Source organism: Sedimentitalea todarodis, assembly GCF_032595355.1.
Lineage (GTDB): Bacteria > Pseudomonadota > Alphaproteobacteria > Rhodobacterales > Rhodobacteraceae > Sedimentitalea > Sedimentitalea todarodis.
On sequence record NZ_JASMWN010000024.1, the window covers coordinates 20,444 to 40,525 of the forward strand.

Annotated in this window: 20 protein-coding genes and 1 riboswitch; of the genes, 14 read left to right on the forward strand and 6 right to left on the reverse strand. The window is 55.0% G+C overall.

The features are described from left to right. Positions 1-70: 70 nt before the first annotated feature. The 3 genes from QO231_RS21735 to QO231_RS21745 all read left to right on the forward strand — a co-directional run bounded on the left by QO231_RS21735 (position 71) and on the right by QO231_RS21745 (position 3,841). Complete coding sequence (locus QO231_RS21735) at positions 71-715, forward strand: TVP38/TMEM64 family protein (RefSeq protein ID WP_240310510.1); 645 nt, start codon at positions 71-73, stop codon at positions 713-715. A gap of 84 nt (positions 716-799) precedes the next feature. Further along, positions 800-1,360 (forward strand): ubiquinol-cytochrome c reductase iron-sulfur subunit, encoded by a 561-nt coding sequence (petA, locus tag QO231_RS21740; RefSeq protein WP_316781563.1) that lies wholly within the window; start codon positions 800-802, stop codon positions 1,358-1,360. 168 nt (positions 1,361-1,528) lie between these two features. Next, positions 1,529-3,841, forward strand: coding sequence for a heavy metal translocating P-type ATPase (locus QO231_RS21745; protein WP_245990266.1), 2,313 nt, complete (start codon positions 1,529-1,531; stop codon positions 3,839-3,841). A 160-nt stretch (positions 3,842-4,001) separates the two neighbouring features. Here the strand turns inward: QO231_RS21745 and QO231_RS21750 are convergent, their stop codons facing one another. From QO231_RS21750 to QO231_RS21770, 5 genes are all read right to left on the reverse strand, one after another. Then, positions 4,002-6,473, reverse strand: coding sequence for a penicillin acylase family protein (locus tag QO231_RS21750; protein ID WP_121027759.1), 2,472 nt, complete (start codon positions 6,471-6,473; stop codon positions 4,002-4,004). Positions 6,474-6,914: 441 nt separating this feature from the next. Further along, positions 6,915-7,436: a L,D-transpeptidase gene (locus QO231_RS21755; protein ID WP_370399028.1), complete on the reverse strand. Its 522-nt coding sequence runs from the start codon at positions 7,434-7,436 to the stop codon at positions 6,915-6,917. A 141-nt stretch (positions 7,437-7,577) separates the two neighbouring features. Beyond that, positions 7,578-8,129, reverse strand: coding sequence for a methyltransferase family protein (locus QO231_RS21760; RefSeq protein WP_072629826.1), 552 nt, complete (start codon positions 8,127-8,129; stop codon positions 7,578-7,580). Beyond that, positions 8,126-9,046 carry a cation diffusion facilitator family transporter gene (locus tag QO231_RS21765; protein WP_121027762.1) on the reverse strand — a complete coding sequence of 307 codons (921 nt, stop codon included), beginning with the start codon at positions 9,044-9,046 and terminating at the stop codon, positions 8,126-8,128. The genes QO231_RS21760 and QO231_RS21765 overlap by 4 nt, the downstream gene beginning before the upstream one ends. Next, a complete protein-coding gene (locus QO231_RS21770) occupies positions 9,036-9,806 on the reverse strand; it encodes a transglutaminase-like domain-containing protein (RefSeq protein ID WP_316781569.1) in 771 nt (256 codons plus the stop codon). Before QO231_RS21770 ends, QO231_RS21765 begins: the two co-directional genes overlap by 11 nt. A gap of 160 nt (positions 9,807-9,966) precedes the next feature. Between QO231_RS21770 and QO231_RS21775 the strand changes: the two genes are divergently transcribed. Further along, on the forward strand, positions 9,967-11,442 hold the full coding sequence (locus tag QO231_RS21775) for an alkaline phosphatase (RefSeq protein ID WP_316781570.1): 1,476 nt from the start codon (positions 9,967-9,969) through the stop codon (positions 11,440-11,442). A gap of 253 nt (positions 11,443-11,695) precedes the next feature. Next, positions 11,696-11,905, forward strand: a riboswitch (cobalamin riboswitch). Between the two features lie 44 nt (positions 11,906-11,949). Continuing rightward, positions 11,950-12,630, forward strand: a complete 681-nt coding sequence (locus tag QO231_RS21780) for an energy-coupling factor ABC transporter permease (RefSeq protein WP_316781572.1) — start codon at positions 11,950-11,952, stop codon at positions 12,628-12,630. Between the two features lie 73 nt (positions 12,631-12,703). On the opposite strand, the gene QO231_RS21785 is transcribed toward QO231_RS21780, so the two are convergent. Continuing rightward, a complete protein-coding gene (locus tag QO231_RS21785) occupies positions 12,704-13,132 on the reverse strand; it encodes a MerR family transcriptional regulator (protein ID WP_316781574.1) in 429 nt (142 codons plus the stop codon). Positions 13,133-13,304: 172 nt separating this feature from the next. Between QO231_RS21785 and QO231_RS21790 the strand changes: the two genes are divergently transcribed. From QO231_RS21790 to lnt, 9 genes are all read left to right on the forward strand, one after another. Further along, complete coding sequence (locus tag QO231_RS21790; protein WP_316781622.1) at positions 13,305-13,901, forward strand: SCO family protein; 597 nt, start codon at positions 13,305-13,307, stop codon at positions 13,899-13,901. After that, positions 13,898-14,323, forward strand: coding sequence for a disulfide bond formation protein B (locus QO231_RS21795; protein WP_072629833.1), 426 nt, complete (start codon positions 13,898-13,900; stop codon positions 14,321-14,323). Before QO231_RS21790 ends, QO231_RS21795 begins: the two co-directional genes overlap by 4 nt. Then, on the forward strand, positions 14,320-14,979 hold the full coding sequence (locus QO231_RS21800) for a DsbA family protein (RefSeq protein WP_316781577.1): 660 nt from the start codon (positions 14,320-14,322) through the stop codon (positions 14,977-14,979). The genes QO231_RS21795 and QO231_RS21800 overlap by 4 nt, the downstream gene beginning before the upstream one ends. 49 nt (positions 14,980-15,028) lie before the next feature. After that, positions 15,029-15,472 (forward strand): copper chaperone PCu(A)C, encoded by a 444-nt coding sequence (locus QO231_RS21805; RefSeq protein ID WP_121028000.1) that lies wholly within the window; start codon positions 15,029-15,031, stop codon positions 15,470-15,472. Continuing rightward, a complete protein-coding gene (locus QO231_RS21810; protein WP_316781579.1) occupies positions 15,472-16,098 on the forward strand; it encodes an SCO family protein in 627 nt (208 codons plus the stop codon). The genes QO231_RS21805 and QO231_RS21810 overlap by 1 nt, the downstream gene beginning before the upstream one ends. Next, entirely contained in the window at positions 16,095-17,468 is a 1,374-nt protein-coding gene (locus QO231_RS21815) for a M23 family metallopeptidase (protein WP_121027787.1), read from the forward strand. The genes QO231_RS21810 and QO231_RS21815 overlap by 4 nt, the downstream gene beginning before the upstream one ends. A gap of 3 nt (positions 17,469-17,471) precedes the next feature. Further along, a complete protein-coding gene (locus tag QO231_RS21820) occupies positions 17,472-17,921 on the forward strand; it encodes a DUF411 domain-containing protein (RefSeq protein WP_121027790.1) in 450 nt (149 codons plus the stop codon). A 79-nt stretch (positions 17,922-18,000) separates the two neighbouring features. After that, a complete protein-coding gene (gene lspA, locus QO231_RS21825; protein WP_121027793.1) occupies positions 18,001-18,471 on the forward strand; it encodes a signal peptidase II in 471 nt (156 codons plus the stop codon). Next, positions 18,468-20,045: an apolipoprotein N-acyltransferase gene (gene lnt / locus QO231_RS21830; RefSeq protein WP_121027796.1), complete on the forward strand. Its 1,578-nt coding sequence runs from the start codon at positions 18,468-18,470 to the stop codon at positions 20,043-20,045. The genes lspA and lnt overlap by 4 nt, the downstream gene beginning before the upstream one ends. Positions 20,046-20,082 lie beyond the last annotated feature (37 nt).

Below are 20,082 nucleotides of genomic sequence, written 5' to 3' on the forward strand. Positions count from 1 at the left end.
CCTTTTCACGTCGACGTTGTAGCGGTTTTCGTGGCGCTCTATGCGATCGGGTAACACGCATCCCCGTCACTTGGGACTAGTTCTGATCGCAGTGCTTGCGGCGCTGCTCACTGGCATGTGGGCCTTGGATTATTGGCCGAACATAACCCGGGAAACCATCGAGGGCTGGGTTGATGGTGCCGGTCCTTGGGGGCCACTTCTGATTGTTTTGCTGATGATGGGATCAATCGTTGCAAGCCCCATTCCCAGTGCCCCGATCGCCCTTGTAAGCGGAGTTGCCTATGGCCACATGGAAGGAGCCATCTATGTAGCCATCGGGTCGGAACTGGGTGCATTGTCAGCGTTCATCATCGCGCGTTACCTAGGGCGCGTCTACGTCGAGCGATGGCTAGGTAACAAGGCCGCTTATGGTTTGCTCGGGTCTCAAAATTTGCTTACTTTGACGGTGTTTGCTTCCCGTCTTTTGCCCTTCATCTCGTTTGATGCAATGAGCTATGCTGCGGGCCTTAGCCGCCTTCACCTTTGGCGCTTTTTGATTGCAACACTCGCCGGAATTCTTCCCGCGAGCTTCCTGCTCGCGCATATTGGAGCAGAAGCGATGTCAGGGAGTTTCGACGCTGCTGAGTGGGTCATCGTTGGTCTCGGAGTGATGACAGCAACACCGTTGATTCTGGTGGCGATTTTGCGCCCCTCCGGCCGAAACAAAGCTTCCTGAGTTTGGATTACCGACTAGAGCAACTCCTTCACCCGCCTTGCTCAACATTGACCTTCCCACGCAGGAAGCCCCTAGAGTCGAATCATGACAGAGTTGCAAACCGAACAGCATCGCCGGGATTTTCTTTACTATGCGACTGCCGGAGCGGGAGCAGTTGCCACTGGCTCGGCAGTTTGGCCTTTGATCAATCAAATGAATCCATCTGCAGATGTTCGGGCTCTCTCAAGCATCCGGGTCGACATTTCGGATGTAGAGCCTGGAACACAACTGACAGTAAGTTGGAGGGGCAAACCGGTCTTTATCCGCCACCGAAATGAAGAAGAGATCGCTCAGGCGCGCTCCGAGGACGTGTCGTCATTGCCCGATGCAGTGGCTCGAAATCCAAATATTCCTGGTGAAGATCCGGCCACAGACGAAAATAGAGCACTGCCCGGACATGAGAATTTCTTGGTTATGATTGGTGTTTGCACACATCTCGGTTGTGTGCCCCTCGGTGATGGTGCCGGCGACTTTGGCGGCTGGTTCTGTCCATGTCATGGATCCCACTATGATACTGCGGGACGTATCCGGAAAGGGCCCGAACCAGAGAACCTTCACATTCCCACATTATCGGTTTCGGAAGGCATGATATTGACACTGGGCTAGCGGGTTTCACGGGCGGAGACCTAAAAATCTCGAACCCGATACGAATTGTTACATATGCATGCTGAGTCTGCCTTGACCTTCCAGCTACTGGAGGAGCTAGTTGTATGATCGTCTTGAATATCAAGGATTGAGACGATGAGCACGGATCAAGATCAACACCACAACACCATGCAGGCCGCGACCGCTTCGAACGCCACGACAGTGATCGATCCGGTGTGTGGCATGACCGTTGAGGTCAACGAAAATCCCCGGAATACTGAATTTGGAGGGGAGACCTTCCATTTTTGTTCAGAGAACTGTGAAACGAAGTTTCGCAGCGACCCATATTACTACGCCTCGGGACATGCGCAAAAGGCGCAAACGCATAGCAAGGCAAGTACTCAATGGACTTGCCCGATGCATCCCGAAATCCTCAGGGACGAGCCTGGCGCGTGCCCGATTTGTGGTATGGCGCTTGAGCCAATGCTCCCATCGGATGAGCCGTCCGAAGAACTCTCCGATTTCACGAAGCGCATGTGGATCAGCGCGGCAGCCGCAGTTCCGCTGGTCATCTTGACCATGGGCGAACTGGTCGGTCTGCCCGTGCGCGCGTGGATCGGTCATCAGAATGCAGTCTACATCGAATTCCTCCTCGCAACGCCGATCATTCTCTGGGCCGCGCTCCCGTTCTTCAAAAGGGGGTGGGATTCCATAACGACTCTATCTCCAAACATGTGGACGCTTATCGCGCTCGGGGTCGGAGCCGCCTACACCTATTCGCTTGCCGCGACCTTCTTGCCTGGAATTTTTCCTTCGGCGTACCAAACCGGCGAAGGCGTCGGCACTTATTACGAAGCCGCAGTTGTGATCGTCACATTGATCTTTGTCGGTCAGGTGCTTGAATTGCGTGCACGGGAACGAACGGGTGATGCAATCCGCGCCTTGCTTGATCTCGCACCGAAAACAGCCCGCCGTATTATGCCGGACGGGACCGAATACGACGCACCGCTGGAGCATATCATTGCTGGCGATACGCTACGCGTGCGACCCGGTGACAGCATCCCAGTGGACGCTGACGTGCTTGAGGGGCGTTCATCAATCGACGAAAGCATGATTACTGGAGAGCCGCTTCCCGTTGAAAAAACACAAGGGGACCGGGTCACGGGCGGGACGATCAACAAAAACGGCACGTTGATGGTGAGGGCCACGCAAGTCGGGGCGGACACAGTCCTTTCTCAGATCGTGGATATGGTCGCTGGAGCGAAACGGTCGCGCGCGCCAATTCAGGGACTAGCAGACCGTGTGTCGTCAGTATTCGTGCCAACGGTCGTTCTCATTGCGGTCACATCGTTCATCGCTTGGCTCATGTTCGGGCCAGATCCGGCACTTGCATTTGCGATAACAGCTGCAGTCTCTGTGCTTATTATCGCCTGCCCTTGCGCATTGGGTCTCGCAACACCGATCTCGATCACCACTGCTGCGGGCCGCGGGGCACAAGCGGGTGTCTTGATCAAGGATGCAGAGGCACTTGAGCGGATGGCGCGCGTCGATACGGTCATTGTTGATAAGACTGGCACCCTCACCCAAGGGCGTCCGAAGCTCACAGATTTGGTGGTCACGGGTGGGCACTCTGAAAATGATGTTCTTACCCTTGTTGCAGCCTTAGAACGAGGCTCAGAGCACCCCCTTGCGGAGGCGATTGTGGAGGGTGCACGAGAGCAAGGCCTGTCGCTTTTTGAAGCAACAAACTTCGAGGCTATCACTGGCAAAGGTGTCAGAGGTCAAGTTGACGGCCATGATGTCGCTCTCGGAAATCCAGCAATGATGGACGAAATCAATGTGGACCATTCGGTTGCTGAACATGCTGCAAATGACCTCAGGGCTTCTGGAAAGACTGCCATGTTCATAGCAGTCGATGGTAGGTTCGCCGGGATCGTGGCAGTCGCTGACCCGATCAAAGAAACCACGGCCGGTGCCATTGACGATCTTCATCGCCTCGGGCTCAGGGTCATCATGGCGACTGGTGACAATCAAAAGACGGCGGAAGCCGTCGCTTTGAAGCTTGGAATAGATGAAGTTCATGCAGGGGTTTTGCCGGAAGACAAGAAAGCCCTGGTGGAAAACTTGAGGCATGAAGGCGCCCAGATTGCCATGGCCGGAGATGGCGTAAACGATGCGCCTGCCCTAGCGGCTGCCGATGTCGGGATTGCGATGGGTACCGGTGCCGACGTTGCCGTCGAAAGCGCTGGCATCACACTATTGGGAGGCGATCTGGTAGGCATTGTCAGAGCCCGCAGGCTCGCAAAAGCAACGGTTCGAAATATCAAACAGAACCTATTTTTTGCGTTTGCCTATAACACTGCAGGTGTTCCTGTCGCGGCTGGCATTCTCTACCCCATTTTCGGGTTGCTTCTTTCGCCAATGATCGCTGCCGCAGCCATGAGCCTGTCGTCAGTATCGGTCATTGCGAATGCGCTTCGATTGCGGCGTGCCGAACTTTGACCCCTGTATGCGAAATTGTCATCAGATTCTTGAGCTTTCCACCAAGCCGCAACTCAAGAAGGACAGGTCCAATCCCGCCTTCATGGTCCAGATTGCCATTGTGCGGCACAATAGCTCTAAGTATCTGTGGTGCAGGAAAGCCGGATTGCCTTCATTTCATTCAGTTGCGCTGTGGCAGCAGACTTGTCGTTCCCACCGACCCGGCATTCACGAGTTGTCGCTCAAGATACATAGGGACATACTCTCCACGCCGCCACAATCGACCAAGATCATCGTAAAAGCGGCTGAGAAAATGGCCCGACTGTCCGGTTGATGCTATGTATACCGAACTGTTTGGATCAGAAAGGTCATAGACCCCACGGAAAGTCGATCCAAAATCAGCCTGGAACGGGTCCTCGGATGCACCCGCAGAAAATCCAAGGAAAAGAGTGGTGTCGCCGCCTGAGAACGGAAGTCGAATGTTTGACATGAAACTGAAACCTCGAGACCAACTCAGGATAGGATGATCAAGTGCGGTTTGATGGGCATCTCCCCACCTCAAAGTACTCAAATCGCCACGCCCAAATGTTTCTTCGAGCCATAACAGTGAATCGTCGAGCGCGAGGCTAGCGATCTGATCACAGGTCTCGATTTCTTCCGATTGAACTACGTCGCACCAGATTGAGGCACCATCGACATCGCGGAACACGCGCTCGAGAAAAAGTGTCTGAATGACAGGCAATCCCTCAGCCATTTTGCTCAACTCGTCGTTTATCAACCGTTGCTGGAGGGCGCGCATCCAAGCGGTATAGATCAGGGGTTCCGCCATGTGCTCGTTCATGTCGCCGTTCCAATCTGCCAGCATTTGCAGAGCTTCGGCACGCCGTCGGGCAAGAGTTCCTTGGGGCGCGGGTGGTTCTGAAAACCACAAGTTCTTGGCGATGAGTGGCAACAGGCCCCTTGCGGCCGGACTGATAGTGTCTTGCTGATACTCAACGAAACCGTCCCGGGTGTGGACGTCGCGCGCCTCAAGCAGCCTCGTAAGGCGACCTAACCTAAAGCTTCGTCCGTCTGCCCAAACAAATTCGGGAGAGGGCGCTTGATTGTCTATGTCGCGATCAATTTGTGTCTGGGAGTTTGGATCGGATAACTCGGCGTCCTCCGAGGTGTCACCTGGGCCAGTCTCAAGCCAGCGGCTTTCCGACAGCCATCCAGGTGCTGGCATAGACCCCGCAAACGCATTTCGAGGATCTCGAATTGGTTGGACGCCAACAAACTGACTTGCGAGATTTTCCTCGTCTGCAATGATCATCTTCATAGCGGGTGCGATGAAGGATCGCATTGCCAAGAACCCTTGATCTGTACTCTTTGCAGTCATCAAACCCATGAGCGCACTTATGGAAGTGTCATTTGTGGACAGGCCGGTCCATGCCAGAGAGGCAATGTGCCCTTCTGGAATGACCGACGATAAACCGAACAAGTCAGATTGAACGATCGGACCGTTTTCGCTTCGCTCCAAGCGAATAGTCACGGGCGCTTCGCCCCGAATGCGTATAACGGAGGGGCGCGAAACGATTGGCCGGGGTCCCGCCGGTGTCAGTACCTCACGAGAGCCTGTGTCGAGTAGCTTCTCAATAAAAAGATCCTGGTCGTCGATGTTCGATGTGGTTCCAGACCATGCCAGACTGCTGTTACGACCTGACAGTATGACCGGCAACCCAGGTATTGTCGCACCGATGACGCCACCGACTTGAAGCTCCAACCCAGCGAGGTACCAGAGCGAAGGTATGGCCAACTGAGTGTCGAAAATACCGGCAACTACCGCGTTGCCTGAAACGGTTCGGTTGCGGGTGGCAGCCCAGGCAAGCATCGACGAATTGAGATTGGGACTTCTAAGAGGCGACAATCTGCTCAGTTCAGCGGGTTCAAATCGAATGGCGCCGAGACGAGCATTCGGAAACTGGTCAAAGTACCTTGGTATGTTGCGATCATCATTGGCAAATGACGCCGGGAGAAGATCAGAAACGCGTGCGGGGGGAATGAGCATAGAGAGGCGAGCCCTCAAAACCTCTTCTTGGAATTGACCCGAGCTCTGTAACGCAAAAAGCTTGAGAATTGCGATGCTGTCCTCTGGTCTCCATGGCGCGATGGAGCTTTCAAACAGAAAGAATTCTGGTGCACCTCGCCCCAACGCACCTTTGTTGATTTCCTCAATCCACGCATTCACCCCTTCCGCATAGGCGTTGAGAGCTTCACGCGTTTTGTCGTCCTGGGCGGAAAGCGAAGAACGAGCGGCCTCGGCCAGATCAAGTCTGCGCATGAAATCGTCATAGGCCAAAGTGCTTCGTCCGAAGAGTTCAGATAGGCGTCCTTGGGCAATTCTTCTTAGAAGGGTCATTTGCCACAGCCTGTCTTGCGCGTGAGCGACTCCAAGCCCAAAAAAGACATCGGGGTCGTTCGTTCCAAAAATGTGTGGAACTGCGTAAGCGTCTCTCACGATATCGACCGGTGCCGATAGACCCTCAACATTGAAACTTGCCGTGTAGTCTGGAATTGATCGAGTCATCAGCCAAATCGCCAATACGATCGCAACTATTGTTATGATTGCTGCGGCGATGAACCCTCTAAGCAAGAGTCGGAATAGACGTCTCATCCGTACCATGTCCGCTGAGGGTAGCTTCGCAGAACATTCTTCGTTTCAGTAAAGCGCGTACCGAAACAGGTCGACTTCCAGTCCTTTTTATACGCGAGGTCACAGCTCCGTCTTGAAGATCGGGCGTCGGCTGGCGGATTCAAAATGGCTATTACTTCCGGTTTCGGCCGTTCCATCGCTTGCAGACCCAAACGACGCAAAACAGAGCCAAAATTACGGCGAATACTAAAGCCGCCCATGTGATGCCAATAGAGAATATGGTTGTCGTCCCGTCGCTGTCACCTTGCATCGACTTCTGCCTCCAAGAAAAAGGTAGAGCAACGTCGATCCACGGCAGTTTCTATCATGAACCCTTGGCTGTTTCGCCGTGCATACGATCTTTGGAATACACTTCAGATTGGCGGCCAAAAGGCCCGCCGCTGTCACGGGACAATCAGTGAACTAAAAAAGTCTGACTTGGGTGCCGACTTCCGCCAGATCGAACAACTCTGCGATATGCTCGTTGTACAGCCCAATGCACCCATTGGAAGACTGACGCCCGATCTTGCGTGTGTCGCCGGTCCCGTGGACACGGTAATATTGCCAGGAAAGATAGAGCGCGTGTGTGCCGAGAGGGTTGTCCGGGCCCGGTGGCCAGTAGTCAGGCCATTCAGGATTACGCTCCTTCATCGAAGGTGTCGGTCTCCAACTCGGACCTTCTACTTTTTGAACGACCCTTGTGTATCCCCGCCGGGTCAACTCTTCTGATTGAGGCACGCTCGACGGGTAGAGCTTGTAAATACTTTCGTCCTCAGACCAGAACTGAACGGCTCTTGAATTGATGTCGCAGAGGATCGCCCCATGCTCGAGATTATCAAAGTGGTCTTGCCATGGCTGAGCGCTGAAGGACGAGATATTCCTGCGTACCGCCGTTCCGGTCGGTTGCTCCACAGACTGGGCCTTTACCAAGGCCGGAAGTCCGATGACGGCGGCGGCTGTTGTTGACAGAAACTGCCTGCGGTTTTTAATTATTCTGCTCACAGCTTTCCTCCATTTTTTTGAGTCGTAAGACCTCTAGTAGCTAGAGGGTCAAGCGATCCGGGAATGACATTTTTGTGAAGCGATTTAGAGAAAGCGACGGGTTGAAGCCCGATACTCTTCAAATTCAGAACCGTACAGGTCCTTTAGCCACGGCTCTTCTGCGAATGGCGCGGCAATCAAAACAAGGATGGCCGCTGTTCCTACAATGAGAGCCGAGGGTGAAGACGTAAGGATCATCCATCCACCGACGATTGCCATATCCGCCATGTATTGAGGGTTTCGAGAGTAGCGATACATGCCGGTAGTCTTCAACGTGCCTTTAGCTCCACCAGTTTGCGCTATCCCGAAATGAGCGACTTCAGTCCAGACGACAAAATTGCCAAACAGAATGAGAGGTATCCCAACCCCGAACCGGAGCCAGTTGGGAAACGCCAAAATGCCCCACCCCAAGACGCCAAGCACAATGAATACGCCAAACAACGAAAACGTTGGCACCCAGACCAGAATTGGAGTGATCGCCGTGTAACGTTGGGGCGGCCAGATACGGCGCTTTGGGGAAACAATTGACCAAAGGATCGAAGCCAGTGTTGCTGCAGCAATTCCTAGACCAGAAAGAACAAGCGTAGTTTCCATCATGCTTTTGTCTGCTCGTGTCCATAGAGTTGTGCGCTCTCATGAGCATTCTCCAAGTCTTCGAATTCGAGCGTGGAGTGCCGGATGCCGAACTCTTCGGCGAGACGCGCCTTTATGGCAGCTTTGATCCCTTCGCCGGATGAGCCATCGATGGTCACTATATGGCAATCCAGCGCCGCCTCGTTCTCTTGCATCTGCCAAAGATGAACGTGGTGGACGTCATGGACCCCGTCGACGTCTCTGATTGCGGCAACAATTGCGTCATTGTCGAGGTCAGGTGGACTTCCCAGCATCAGGATGCGAATGGGTCCGCCGATTTCAGTTAGAGCGAGGTAAAGGATGTAGAGCGCGATGCCGATCGTGATCGCCGGATCGACCCACCACATATTATAGAGCAGGATGAGCGAGCCGCCGATGATCACCGCAACAGAGGCCAGTGCGTCTGACAGATTGTGCAGGAAAAGCGCCCGGATGTTCACGCTGCCCTTTTGCATCGAATACGTCAGCAGCGCTGTCAGCGTGTCGACGACCAGCGCCACTGAGCCCAGGATCACCACAGTCCAACCGGCCACTTCGGTCGGTTCGATCATGCGCATCCCGCCCTCGTAAATGAGATAGATACCGACGAGGATGAGGGTGGTGTAGTTGATCAAGGCAGCCACAACTTCAATCCGGCCATAGCCAAAAGTCATGCGCTTGTCGGCGGGTCTTCGGGATATCTTTCGGGCTGCGAACGCGATTACCAGAGACGCCATGTCTGAGAAGTTGTGCAGTGCATCCGCTATGAGAGCGAGGCTGCCAGAGAGGATGCCGCCCACAATCTGTACAACCGTCAGAAGTGCGTTGGCCCAGATAGCGATGGAGACACGGCGGTCGCCTGACGCGGGATCAATATGCGCGTGGCCGTGATCATGAGGCATGACGCGATTCCTCGTGTCTATGATTAGGCAATGCCAAGCCAGGGATCTGCGGCACACTACCTGATCTGATCCGGCGCACGCGGGCGTTCATCCAATGGCGTATGATATGGCGATACAATATGCCCTTTACGAAGCTGAATGACTGCTGATGAGCGGCGTAGAAGTTGTCGGGCGCGTCGAAAGTACCAAAGTCCTGGGCAATACCGGTCTCTTGGATGTAGGTATCGCCCCCCGTCCACTCCACTGGCGGCGCCTGCAGGCAGTCGGTCCCTGCCCCGTAACCGCAGAGACTGTGTGAATCGGCAAATTTGGATTGCAGCGCTGATAGAAACTCCGCATCCAGAATGAATCCTTCGAGGTTTGCCCAACCCGTCTCCGTCTCCACCTCAACCCAAGAGTGGACGATCTCATTGGGTGCAAGAGGATAGACGAGCTCTGGCACAACACCCCGTTGCAGCTCTTTGTGGATCGTGAACCCGTGAAGGCGGCACTGCACACTTACCGCGCGCAACAGGGCCATGAGAAGCGTGCCCTTGGTGTTGCATTGACCAAAACCGTCAGCGAGCACCTCGGCGGCCGAGATGTGGTCAGCGCGGTTGTACCCAAAGGCAATTTCATTGCGGACGAAATCGTAGACAGCGCCGATCCGGTCATGTTGAGAAAGGGCTTTCCACCCTCGGTCCTCGATCAATTGTGCAATCGACGGGTGGTCGAAGTTCAGGATTGGGGTTGTTGCCAACAGCCGATCATTCGCGCTCATTTTATATCTCCTCGAATCGTCTACGTGAAGATGTAATTGCTACAGTCACTATAGATTCAAGATCCAAATTTCATTTTAGTTTAGCACACGCTGTCACAAATCTGATGCTTAAGACCCGCATCTTCGCTGCAAACTCATCCCTCTTTTCAGGAGCAAAACTATGAAGACGTTAACAGCGGTATCCGCCCTTGCCATCGCGGTATCAGGCATGGCGACAGCACAAGACCTGCCGCAGGCAGAAAATGATTGGTTCGTATCCGGCCAAGAGCGTCTGGCCGAAGAGTTGGCAAAACTGCCCAATACCAACAGAGCCGTCAACATCATTTTGATGATCTCTGACGGCAACGGCGTTGGTACAAACTACGCATCGCGTCTGTTTGCAGGCCAGCAAGAGGGCGGCTTTGGTGATGAGTATGTTCAACCCCAGGAGGCCTTTCCAAACCTCGCTCTGGTCAAGACCTACAACGTTAATGCCCAGACGCCGGACAGCGCTGGAACAGGCACGGCCATGATGGCCGGGATCAAGACCAAGGCTGGCATCATCGGTGTGAATGAAAACGTGAACCGCGGCGACTGTTCGACGCTGCCGGGCAATACCGTTGCCTCCATGAACGAACTTATGAGTGAGATGGGAAAAGAAACCGGCATTGTCTCCACAGCGCGCATCACACATGCAACGCCGGCCTCGGCCTATGCAAAGACAGTGGACCGCAATTTCGAGGCGTCAGTGCCTGAAGGTTGCGACACCCAGACTGACATTGCGACGCAGCTGATCGAGGCCATGCGTTCCGGGATGATCGACGTCGCCATGGGCGGCGGCATGCGCAACTTTCATGGTGACGAAGGCGGGCGCCGCGAAGACGGGGTCAATCTGATGGACGTAGCCCAAAGCGAACTAGGCGCTCATTTGGCGACCGATCAGGCGTCTTTCGAAAACACCCCTTTGGATGGGACCCCGATCCTCGGGTTGTTTGAAAGCAGCCACATGATGTACGAAGCTGACCGCGAAGACGAACCCAGCCTGGCCGACATGACCGGTGCGGCCATCCAGGCGCTTCAGGCAAAATCGGGGGACAATGGCTTCTTTCTTCAGGTCGAAGCGGGTCGCGTGGACCATGCCAACCACGGCGGCAACCTTGCACGCGCGGTACGTGACCAAAAGGCGTTCTCCGACGCCGTCGCGATCGCTGATGAACTGACGGACGATGCCGACACCCTGATCATCGTGACGGCTGATCATGAACATGCACTTGCCTTCAATGGTTATTGCGGGCGTGGGTCGGACATCCTTGGCCTGTGCATGGGCATCGACGGCGAAGGCGTGGCGCATACCGGAGAGCCCGAATTGGGAGCCGACAATAAGCCGTTCACCGTCGCAGGCTACCTGAACGGTGCGGGATCGGTTCTGACCGAACAAGCGGATGGTTCTTTCTTTGGTACGCGACCGGTGCTCACCGAAGAGGCCGCGACAGACCTGGACTATTTGCAGCAGGCGGTGGTTCCCAAGTCCTCCGAAACCCATTCGGGTGAGGATGTCGCCGCCTATGCCAAAGGCCCGTGGGCACACCTTGTCGATGGCACAATTGAACAGAACATGATTTTTCACATCATGAACTATGCCGCGACGGCCGAATAATCTGATTTGGTCTGATCACGACATCCCCAAGAGTTCCGCTCTTGGGGATGTTTTGCTTTTTCGGATGGAGACCAGGGAGATCCGTCCTGGGCTTAGTTTTTCTCGGAAAGTTGAAGAGATGAGTTGATGTAACTAGCTGTTTGATGGAGTAGTTTTGTGTTATTTCGCATCATACTTGGGCTAAATTTGGTTGCCACAGCGACTACACACCAACTGCATTCTACAAACCATCTTGACTCGGGCAGGCCGAGGATATCAGGTGCTCGGACTTGGTCCCAAAGCCGATTTGCGGCGGCGGGGTAAATGGGAACGCGGTAGGGACATCAAGTCCTGTCCTGATCCGAGACTGCCCACGCAACTGTGAGCGTTAGCTGCATTCCGAATACCACTGGAGAGATCCGGGAAGGTGGAATTGCCGCGATGAAGCGCGAGTCAGGAAACCTGCCAGGTACACTGTGACGCCTCTAGGGAGGCATCTTGCACGATGGGTGCAGAAAGGACGAACTAATGCATATTGAACCTGGCGTCGTGGACGGCGCAAAACTCGTACTGGGAACCGCGACTGGCGTTGCCTCAGTTGGAATTGTCGCCAAGCTCGCTGTTGATCACGTGAAGCAGAACGGTAACATCTTAGCTTTGGTCGGACGCTCCGCTGCGGCAAGCGCGATGGTGCTCGGATTCTTTGAATTTCTGCCGCATCCACCTGTTGGAGTGTCAGAAGTACATCTGATACTTGGGACCACACTTTTCCTGATCCTCGGCACAGTTCCAACAGCTATTGGTCTGATCTTTGGTCTTGTCGCGCAAAGCTTCCTGTTTTCACCCACAGACATTCCGCAGTTGGGAATGAACCTGACCACGCTCATTCTGCCAGTTTTGGCGATGGCGGCATTGGCTCAACGAATTATACCGGCCGACACCCCTTACACTGAAGTAACCTATGGCCAAGCCGCGAAGCTATCTGCGGTGTTCCAAGGTGGAATTGTCGCATGGGTGGCATTCTGGGTATTCTACGGGCAAGGATTTACAGCAGAGACCTTAGCAAATGCAGGTGCATTCGCCTCAGTCTACATCATCGTTGTATTGCTTGAACCTATCATTGACCTTGGTGCTCTGGCTTTGGCAAAGACATTCCGGAGGTTCGAGAACACAGGCCTTCCGCACGCCCGGCTCTATCAACCTGCTTAAGGTAATTAGTAACCAAGTACGACCGACCATTGTCGTTTTACACACCGTTTTGGAATGCGAGCAATTGGCGCGACTACGCGCCGATTGCATCATGGTCGGTCAGACACTCCGAATGATCGCGCAAGACTTCGAGAACCTTACAGTCCGCCGTATTCCCCCCGCTGCATTCATGAATCATGCGCTTCAGCTCTGTGCGCAGCGCTTTCAGCCGATCCATCCTTAATTCTACCTGCTTGAGTTGCCGCCGGGCGATGGAATCCGCCTCATGGCAGGAGCGGTCGGGATTATCACTGAGATCAAGAAGCTCGCGGATCGCTTCAAGGGGAAACCCCAACTGACGTGCGTGCCGGATAAAGGACAGCCGATCGACTTCATCATCGCCGTAACGCCTTTGTCCGCCTTCTGTGCGACCCGGTTCGGGCATCAAACCGATCTGCTCATAGTACCGGATGGTCTGAACCTTTGTTCCGGTCTTCTTTCCCAAACTGCCAATCGTAAGCATGTAACCTCCATATCTATAGTGTTGGTAGCTATAGCTATTGGCATGCACAAGCCACTGGTCTGTTCACGGGTCCGTGACAAACCGCCTCTGTGCCAAGAAACAGCTTGAACCTCTAGCAGCTAGAACATTTAGAACGCACGAAAAATGGGCGGAATCGGGCGCAAAACGACCAATGAGATTATCTGCGTTACAAAAAGTGCTTTGGGGACTCGCTGCGATCGCGATCGTGGGGTTCGTCTGGCTGCAAGTTTCTACCAGAGTCGAACAGCGCGCTTATGAGCCCGCGTTCCGGGCGGATTTCGAACTGACCGATCATAATGGGATGGTCCAAACAGACGAATATCTCGCAGGGCGCTGGATGCTCGTTTTCTTTGGCTTTGCGAATTGCCCCGACGTGTGCCCCACAACTCTGGCGGAGGTAGCCGCTGTGATGGACGGGCTCGGCTCCGATGCGACACAAGTCCAGCCGCTTTTTTTCTCGATTGATCCAGAACGCGACACGCCGCAAGCGCTTGCTGAGTTTATCCCATATTTTGACGCAAACATCATCGGACTGACAGGCACCGCTGATCAAATTGAGAGAACGTCCAAGACATTTCGCATCTACTACGAAAAGATTGAGGAAGCCGCTTCGCCCGACGGATACACGATGGGGCATTCGTCTCAGCTGTTTCTCTTTGATCCGCAAGGCGGATATGTCGGTGCCTGGACATATGGCACGCCGGCAGAGGAGATCCTTGCCGATCTGAAGGCGCGGATGTCGATATGAGCCGGGTGATGTCAAAAGAGACGGCTTTGACCGCCGCGTGGATCGTCGCTTTGGGGAGTTCCTTGGCCGTGCTCTATATCGGTGAGGTTCTGGGGCAGGCTCCGTGCAATCTGTGCTGGTTTCAGCGTGCGTTTATGTTCCCTCTGGCCGTCCTTCTGGGCCTTGGTCTGTGGTTCGAGGATCATCGGGTCGGTCGCTACGGCGTTGCGCTTGCCCTCGGTGGCGCTGCTATCGCGCTTTGGCATCTTGGTCTCTATACTGGAGTTTTGCCCGAGCCGATCCAACCCTGCACGGCGACTGGCCCGTCCTGCACCGGCGACAATCAGCTGTTTCTTGGAATCCCTATCCCGCTGTTGGCGCTGATTGCCTTTGCGTTTATCGGGTTCTTGTCATTTTTCTCTCTGAAGGAGCCGCGCGCGTGAAAAACAAATCTCTAGTTCTATCGGTCTTACTTGTCGGCCTTGCAGTCTTTGCCGCCGCCGTTTGGTATCAGTCCCGCCCTGGCCCGGTTGCCCAGGTTGATCCGGTCCAACCCGAAATCGCCGAAGCACTCATGCGTCCCTACTCACCTATCATGGGACCCGAAGACGCGCCGGTCACAATTGTGGAGTTCTTCGATCCCGCTTGCGAAGCCTGCCGTGCTTTCTATCCGATCATAAAGGACATCATGGCGGAACACGGCGATCAGGTCCGCGTCGTATTGCGATACACCCCATTTCATGGCGCGGCATCGGAAGAGGCGATCCGGGTGATGGAAGCGGCGCGCATGCAGGACGTATATATTCCGGTCAAAGAAGCGATCCTCGAATTTCAGCCACGATGGGCATCCCACGGTGAACCAGCGCCCGGATTGATCCTTGGCATTGCAGAGCAGGCCGGTCTGGACGTAGAGGCCGCACAAAATCAGATGAAAGCGCCGCAGACGCTCGCAATCCTTAATCAGGATCGTGCAGATGTGGAGACAATGGGCGTGCGTCAGACACCAACGTTCTATGTGAATGGCAAACCGCTTGACCCGTTCGGAGCCGACGAGCTCCGTGCGCTTGTTGCGGCCGAGGTCGCTGCAGCAGGGTCGTGACCAAGAGATCATTGAAAGGAATAGATAGGTGAAATCTCCAGTTGCCGCAGTGGCCATCGCACTGAGCATATTTTTGGGTCTACCGATCTCCTCCTTTGCAGGGTCTCAGGACATTGTGGTCGAAGATGCTTGGGCGCGCGCCTCAATCGGCAAAAACCGTCCGGGTGCAGCCTACATGACGGTGCGCAACACAGGCACGGATCCAGTGACCATATTGAGCCTTGAAACACCCTTGGCGATGATGCCAGACATCCACCGAACCACAACCGATGCCAATGGCGTTAGTTCGATGGCTCCGGCCGGGGAAATAACAATCGCGCCGGGGGAAGCTGTATCTTTGGAGCCAGGTGGACTGCACGCCATGTTGATGCGGTTGGAAACCCCGATGGTTGAAGGCGAGAGTTTTTCACTGACACTGACATTTGACGATGGTGGGACAGTGACTGTCGATGTGCCCATCCTAGGCATTGCGGCGCGAGGGCCGGAGGGCTGATGCAGCGACGGCACCTTCTCACTTATATTGGAGCAGCATCCGGTGCGTTGGCTCTCGCCCTATTTGCCGGTTGGTGGCAGGTGGACGGGCCCGGTGCCCCTGAACCGGTCGCCAAGCGACCGTTACCGTTGACCGAGATGGATTTCCAGATGACCGATCAGACTGGGACGGCTGTCGGCCCTGAATCACTTCTTGGCAACGCATCCATGGTGTTCTTCGGCTTTACCTACTGTCCGGATGTATGCCCGACCACGCTGTCCGACATCTCCAGTTGGCTCGACGATCTGGGTGAGGATGTTGCGCAATTGAATGTTGTGTTCATAACCATCGATCCAAAACGCGACACTGTTGCGGCTATGGCGGAATATGTGAGCTACTTCCATCCAGCCATCCAGGGTTGGAGGGGTTCACGGGATCAAACAATGCGGGCCGCAGAGGGATTTCGCGCGAGCTATGAAAAGGTCGCCACCGGTGGTGGTGACTATACCATGAACCATACGGCGAGCGTCTTCATGTTCGATGCTGAGGGACAGTTTGCCGGCACAATCGATTATCATGAACCAAGAGAATTTGCGGTGCCGAAGATCCGCCGCGTCCTCGCAAGAACCGAAGAAGAAACATCATGAAGCTGAGATACCTCGTAGCAAGCATCTCCGGAACAAGCCTCGCCGTTGCGCTGGTGCTGGGATTCCAGACCGACTGGAGAAAGGCCCCCGTTCCGGAGGCGCTGGCAGCCGTGTCTGATTGGCAACCGTCACCAATGCGGATGCCCGCACCGCCGGATCAACTGCTTTCAATCTACTCGAACGAGACTTTTGAACCTGTAGCAGTCGCATGGAGGGCAGAACCCCCTACTCTGCAATTTACCACTGTCGCTTTGCTTGAAGTGAGGCCCCCGGTTGAAATCTGGTCAGGGACATTGTCCGCCGGCGAAACCCTAGATGCACTGCTCTCCAAGGCAGGTCTTTCTGCAAGCGACCGCGCTGAGGTCGCGCTTGCCTTGGCTGCAGAATACGATCTGCGAAAACTGAAACCCGGATACGGCATTGAAGTCGAAACTTCCTTGTCGGGCACCCCACGCCGCGTCGCGCTTTCGGTGGGCGAAGGTGTTCGGATTGAAGCCACGTTTACAGATGAGATTGCGACACGCAGGATTGTTCCCGAGCCAGACTTGATTGTTCGCGCCGCCGATACCACCGTTCAGAATTCAATCTTTGCCACCCTTGCGTCAGCGGATGTCCCGGCTCGGTTTGCAGTGGACCTCGCCGAGATGCTGGGCGGCACCGTGGATTTCCGACGGGATCTGAAAGGGGGCGAACGACTGCAATTGATGTGGCGTGAAACGATGCTCGAGGATGAAGTGATTGGGCAACCCAGCCTGTCCTTCGCCGCGCTGACGATCGAAGAGACGCTTTATGAAGTCGTCTGGCCCGACGACAACTCTGGCAACGCCACTATCTTCATTGACGGAGAACTGCTTAGGGTCTTTGCGCAGCCTGTGAAAGGCGCTCGGCTAAGCTCAGTTTACGGCAATCGCAGGCACCCTGTATTTGGCGACGTGCGCATGCATACCGGGGTCGATTTTGCAGCCCGCCATGGGACGCCTGTTTACGCGACAGCACCTGGCCGCATCTCGTTCGTCGGGCGACGCCGCGGTTATGGTCGCGTCGTCGAGATCGCACATGGTTCAGACACCATGACCCGATATGCACATCTCAGCGACGTCCCGGAGGGACTGGGCGTTGGAGCCAGAGTTGCCGCAGGTGACAATATTGGTAGTGTCGGCGCGACCGGAACCGCAACCGGTCCAAACCTGCACTACGAAGTGCGCGTAGACGGTCGCCCGACAGACCCAATGTCAGAAGAACGGCTTGCCGCAGCGGCAAGCCAACTCGAGACCAACAGCAGCGTTCTGGTTCGTCTTGAGACTGTTCGCGCGCAGTTCAACGGTTTGCTTGACCAGGAAGTTGCCGCCGCGACTTCAAAAAGACTGTAGATTATGAGACTGCTCACACTCGCAACAGCACTATCATTCGGTCTCGCCGGTCAGGCATTTGCTGAACCCACACCCATAGACGTCAAAAAGACGAATGGCTGCGGGTGTTGCATTGCTTGGATGGATCATCTCGAGGAGAATGGATTTGCACCGACGGGACAAGACATGTTCGCAGGGCTTCTCGTCCGCTTCAAACTCGAAAACGGCATCCCGCAACGCATGGTGTCCTGTCATACCAGTCTGATCGACGGCTACGTAATCGAAGGCCATGTGCCTGCGGATGATATTCGGAGATTGCTCCGGGAAAGGCCCGACGCAGTCGGTCTCGCAGTGCCTGGCATGCCGCTTGGTTCCCCCGGCATGGATCAAAGCCGCTGGCGTGAGGACTATGACGTTTTTCTCATCGAAAAAGACGGATCGACGGAAGTGTTTGCCAGCTATCCCGGCAATTGAAGGCTGACACCAATAAACCGGAAAAATCCAGTTACTCCCCCATCACCTTTGGGTCCCTGAGCAGCATAAAGGCCAGCGCATGAAACACACGATAACTCTTGGGCTGGTAAGCACACTCAGTGCCGTTGTCGTGGATCAAGCGAGCAAAATGGCTGTCGTCGCAAACGCTTCTACACTGAGCTCCGGTGTTTCCGTCTTTCCTGGTTTCAATCTAGTCTACCATCGCAATGATGGCGTGACTTTTGGTCTGTTAAATGGTGCGCCTTGGTGGGGGCTAGTATTACTGGCAACGGTTGTATGCCTATGGCTCGTAGTCCTGATGTTCAGAACGAAAGAAGAGGGCGAGGCCGTGGCCTATGGCCTGATCATTGGCGGAGCCTTGGGGAACGTTATTGATCGGATCAGAGTAGGCTCCGTCACCGATTTTCTGGACTTTTATGTTTGGGATCTGCATTGGCCAGCCTTCAACCTCGCAGACACAGCTATTTTTTGCGGCGTCGCCCTGCTGCTGACCTGGCCGGGGTTGAAGAAAACCCAGACCGAGCAATGACAGAAACCGCCGGAGAGAAGGCCGCATTTCGGAAGGTCGCCCTTGTGCTTTCGCTAGCTCATGCCGCAGCAATTGTTTGTCTTGGTGCGCTGACCGTCCTGACCCTTCCGCCTTTCTCATATTTGATAATTGCTCCGGCGACCTACGGTGGCTTCTTTTTTATTTTGCGAGGGCTTCGCCCATTTCGCGCTGCGGTCACGGGTTGGACCTTTGGTCTGGGATATTTCGCCGGTGGGATCTTTTGGATCGCTGAAAGCTTTTTTGTGGATGCGGATCGCTTTAGTCTGCTTGCCATACCTGCAGTCGCTGGGTTGAGCGCGCTGCTTGCGTTCTTTCCCGCCCTGGCCTCTTTCGCGTTTGCTGTGCTGGCGCGGTCGCGATTGTCTGAAGGTCTGGCCGGCCCTCTGCTCTTTGCAACATGCTGGACCGCCGCCGAATGGTTGCGGGGACATGTCCTGACGGGATTCCCCTGGAACCTGTCAAGTTATGCGCTCGTCGAATATGAGCCACTGCGGCAACCGGCGGCGTGGATTGGCAGTTACGGTCTCGGCTTTCTCTTTGTTTTTCTGGTTGTTCTGCCAACCCATCTGATTGCCAGTCGCAATAGTAGACGTCCGTGGGGCCTGGTCTTGGCGCTTGGAGTTGCCGCAAGCCTTTGGGGCGCGGGGCAAACCCGTCTCTGGCTTGGCATAGAAGAACCGACGAACATCACTGTGCGGATTGCTCAGGGAAACGTGCCGCAGCAGGACAAGTGGCGTCCGGAACTGCGAGAAGAAACTGTATCACGGTACATTGACTTGTCGAGCCAGGGTGACGTTCCTGACATCGTATTGTGGCCTGAAACAGCCTATCCGGGGTTTCTGGACGAGGTTGAAGAAGATCGTCAGAGGATCATGCGCGCACTCCCACAGACACGCATCTTCATGACCGGTGTGCCGGACCGGGTCGGGGTCGACGCTGACACCATCTACTTCAATACCGTCCAGGCATATGACCCCAAGGGGCGCAGCCTTGGTGGCTATGCGAAACACAAACTGGTTCCCTTCGGTGAGTATGTTCCGCTTCGAAAATGGCTACCGTTTGAGCGTCTGACCGAAAGTCTTGGGGATTTTACACCGGGCCCAGGGCCACGCACCTTAGCCTTGCCTGGAATACCTTTTGTTGGCGTTGCGATATGCTATGAGATCATTTTTCCGGGTCATGTGGTCGACGATGCCATTCGACCGGACTGGATATTCAATGCCACAAACGATGCATGGTTCGGAACATCGATCGGACCGGAGCAGCATCTGGCGGCCGCACGGATGCGCGCTGTCGAAGAAGGCTTGCCAGTGCTTCGGGCCGCAAACACCGGCATTTCCGCAGTCATTGATGCCAGAGGGCGCGTCTTGGCCCGCCTAGACCTTGAACATACTGGAGTCCTGGACGTGCCTCTGCCCCCTGCCCTGCCACGTACACTTTATGCGCGCTTCGGCGACTGGACGCTTTTGCCGCTGGTTTTGACATGTTGGTTTCTGGGTGTAGGCCTGCCTGCTATCGCAAAGAAGTTATTGGCCACTCGGAAAGGGGTCTGACGTGATTGTAATCATTATGACATTAATCGGGGCGTTC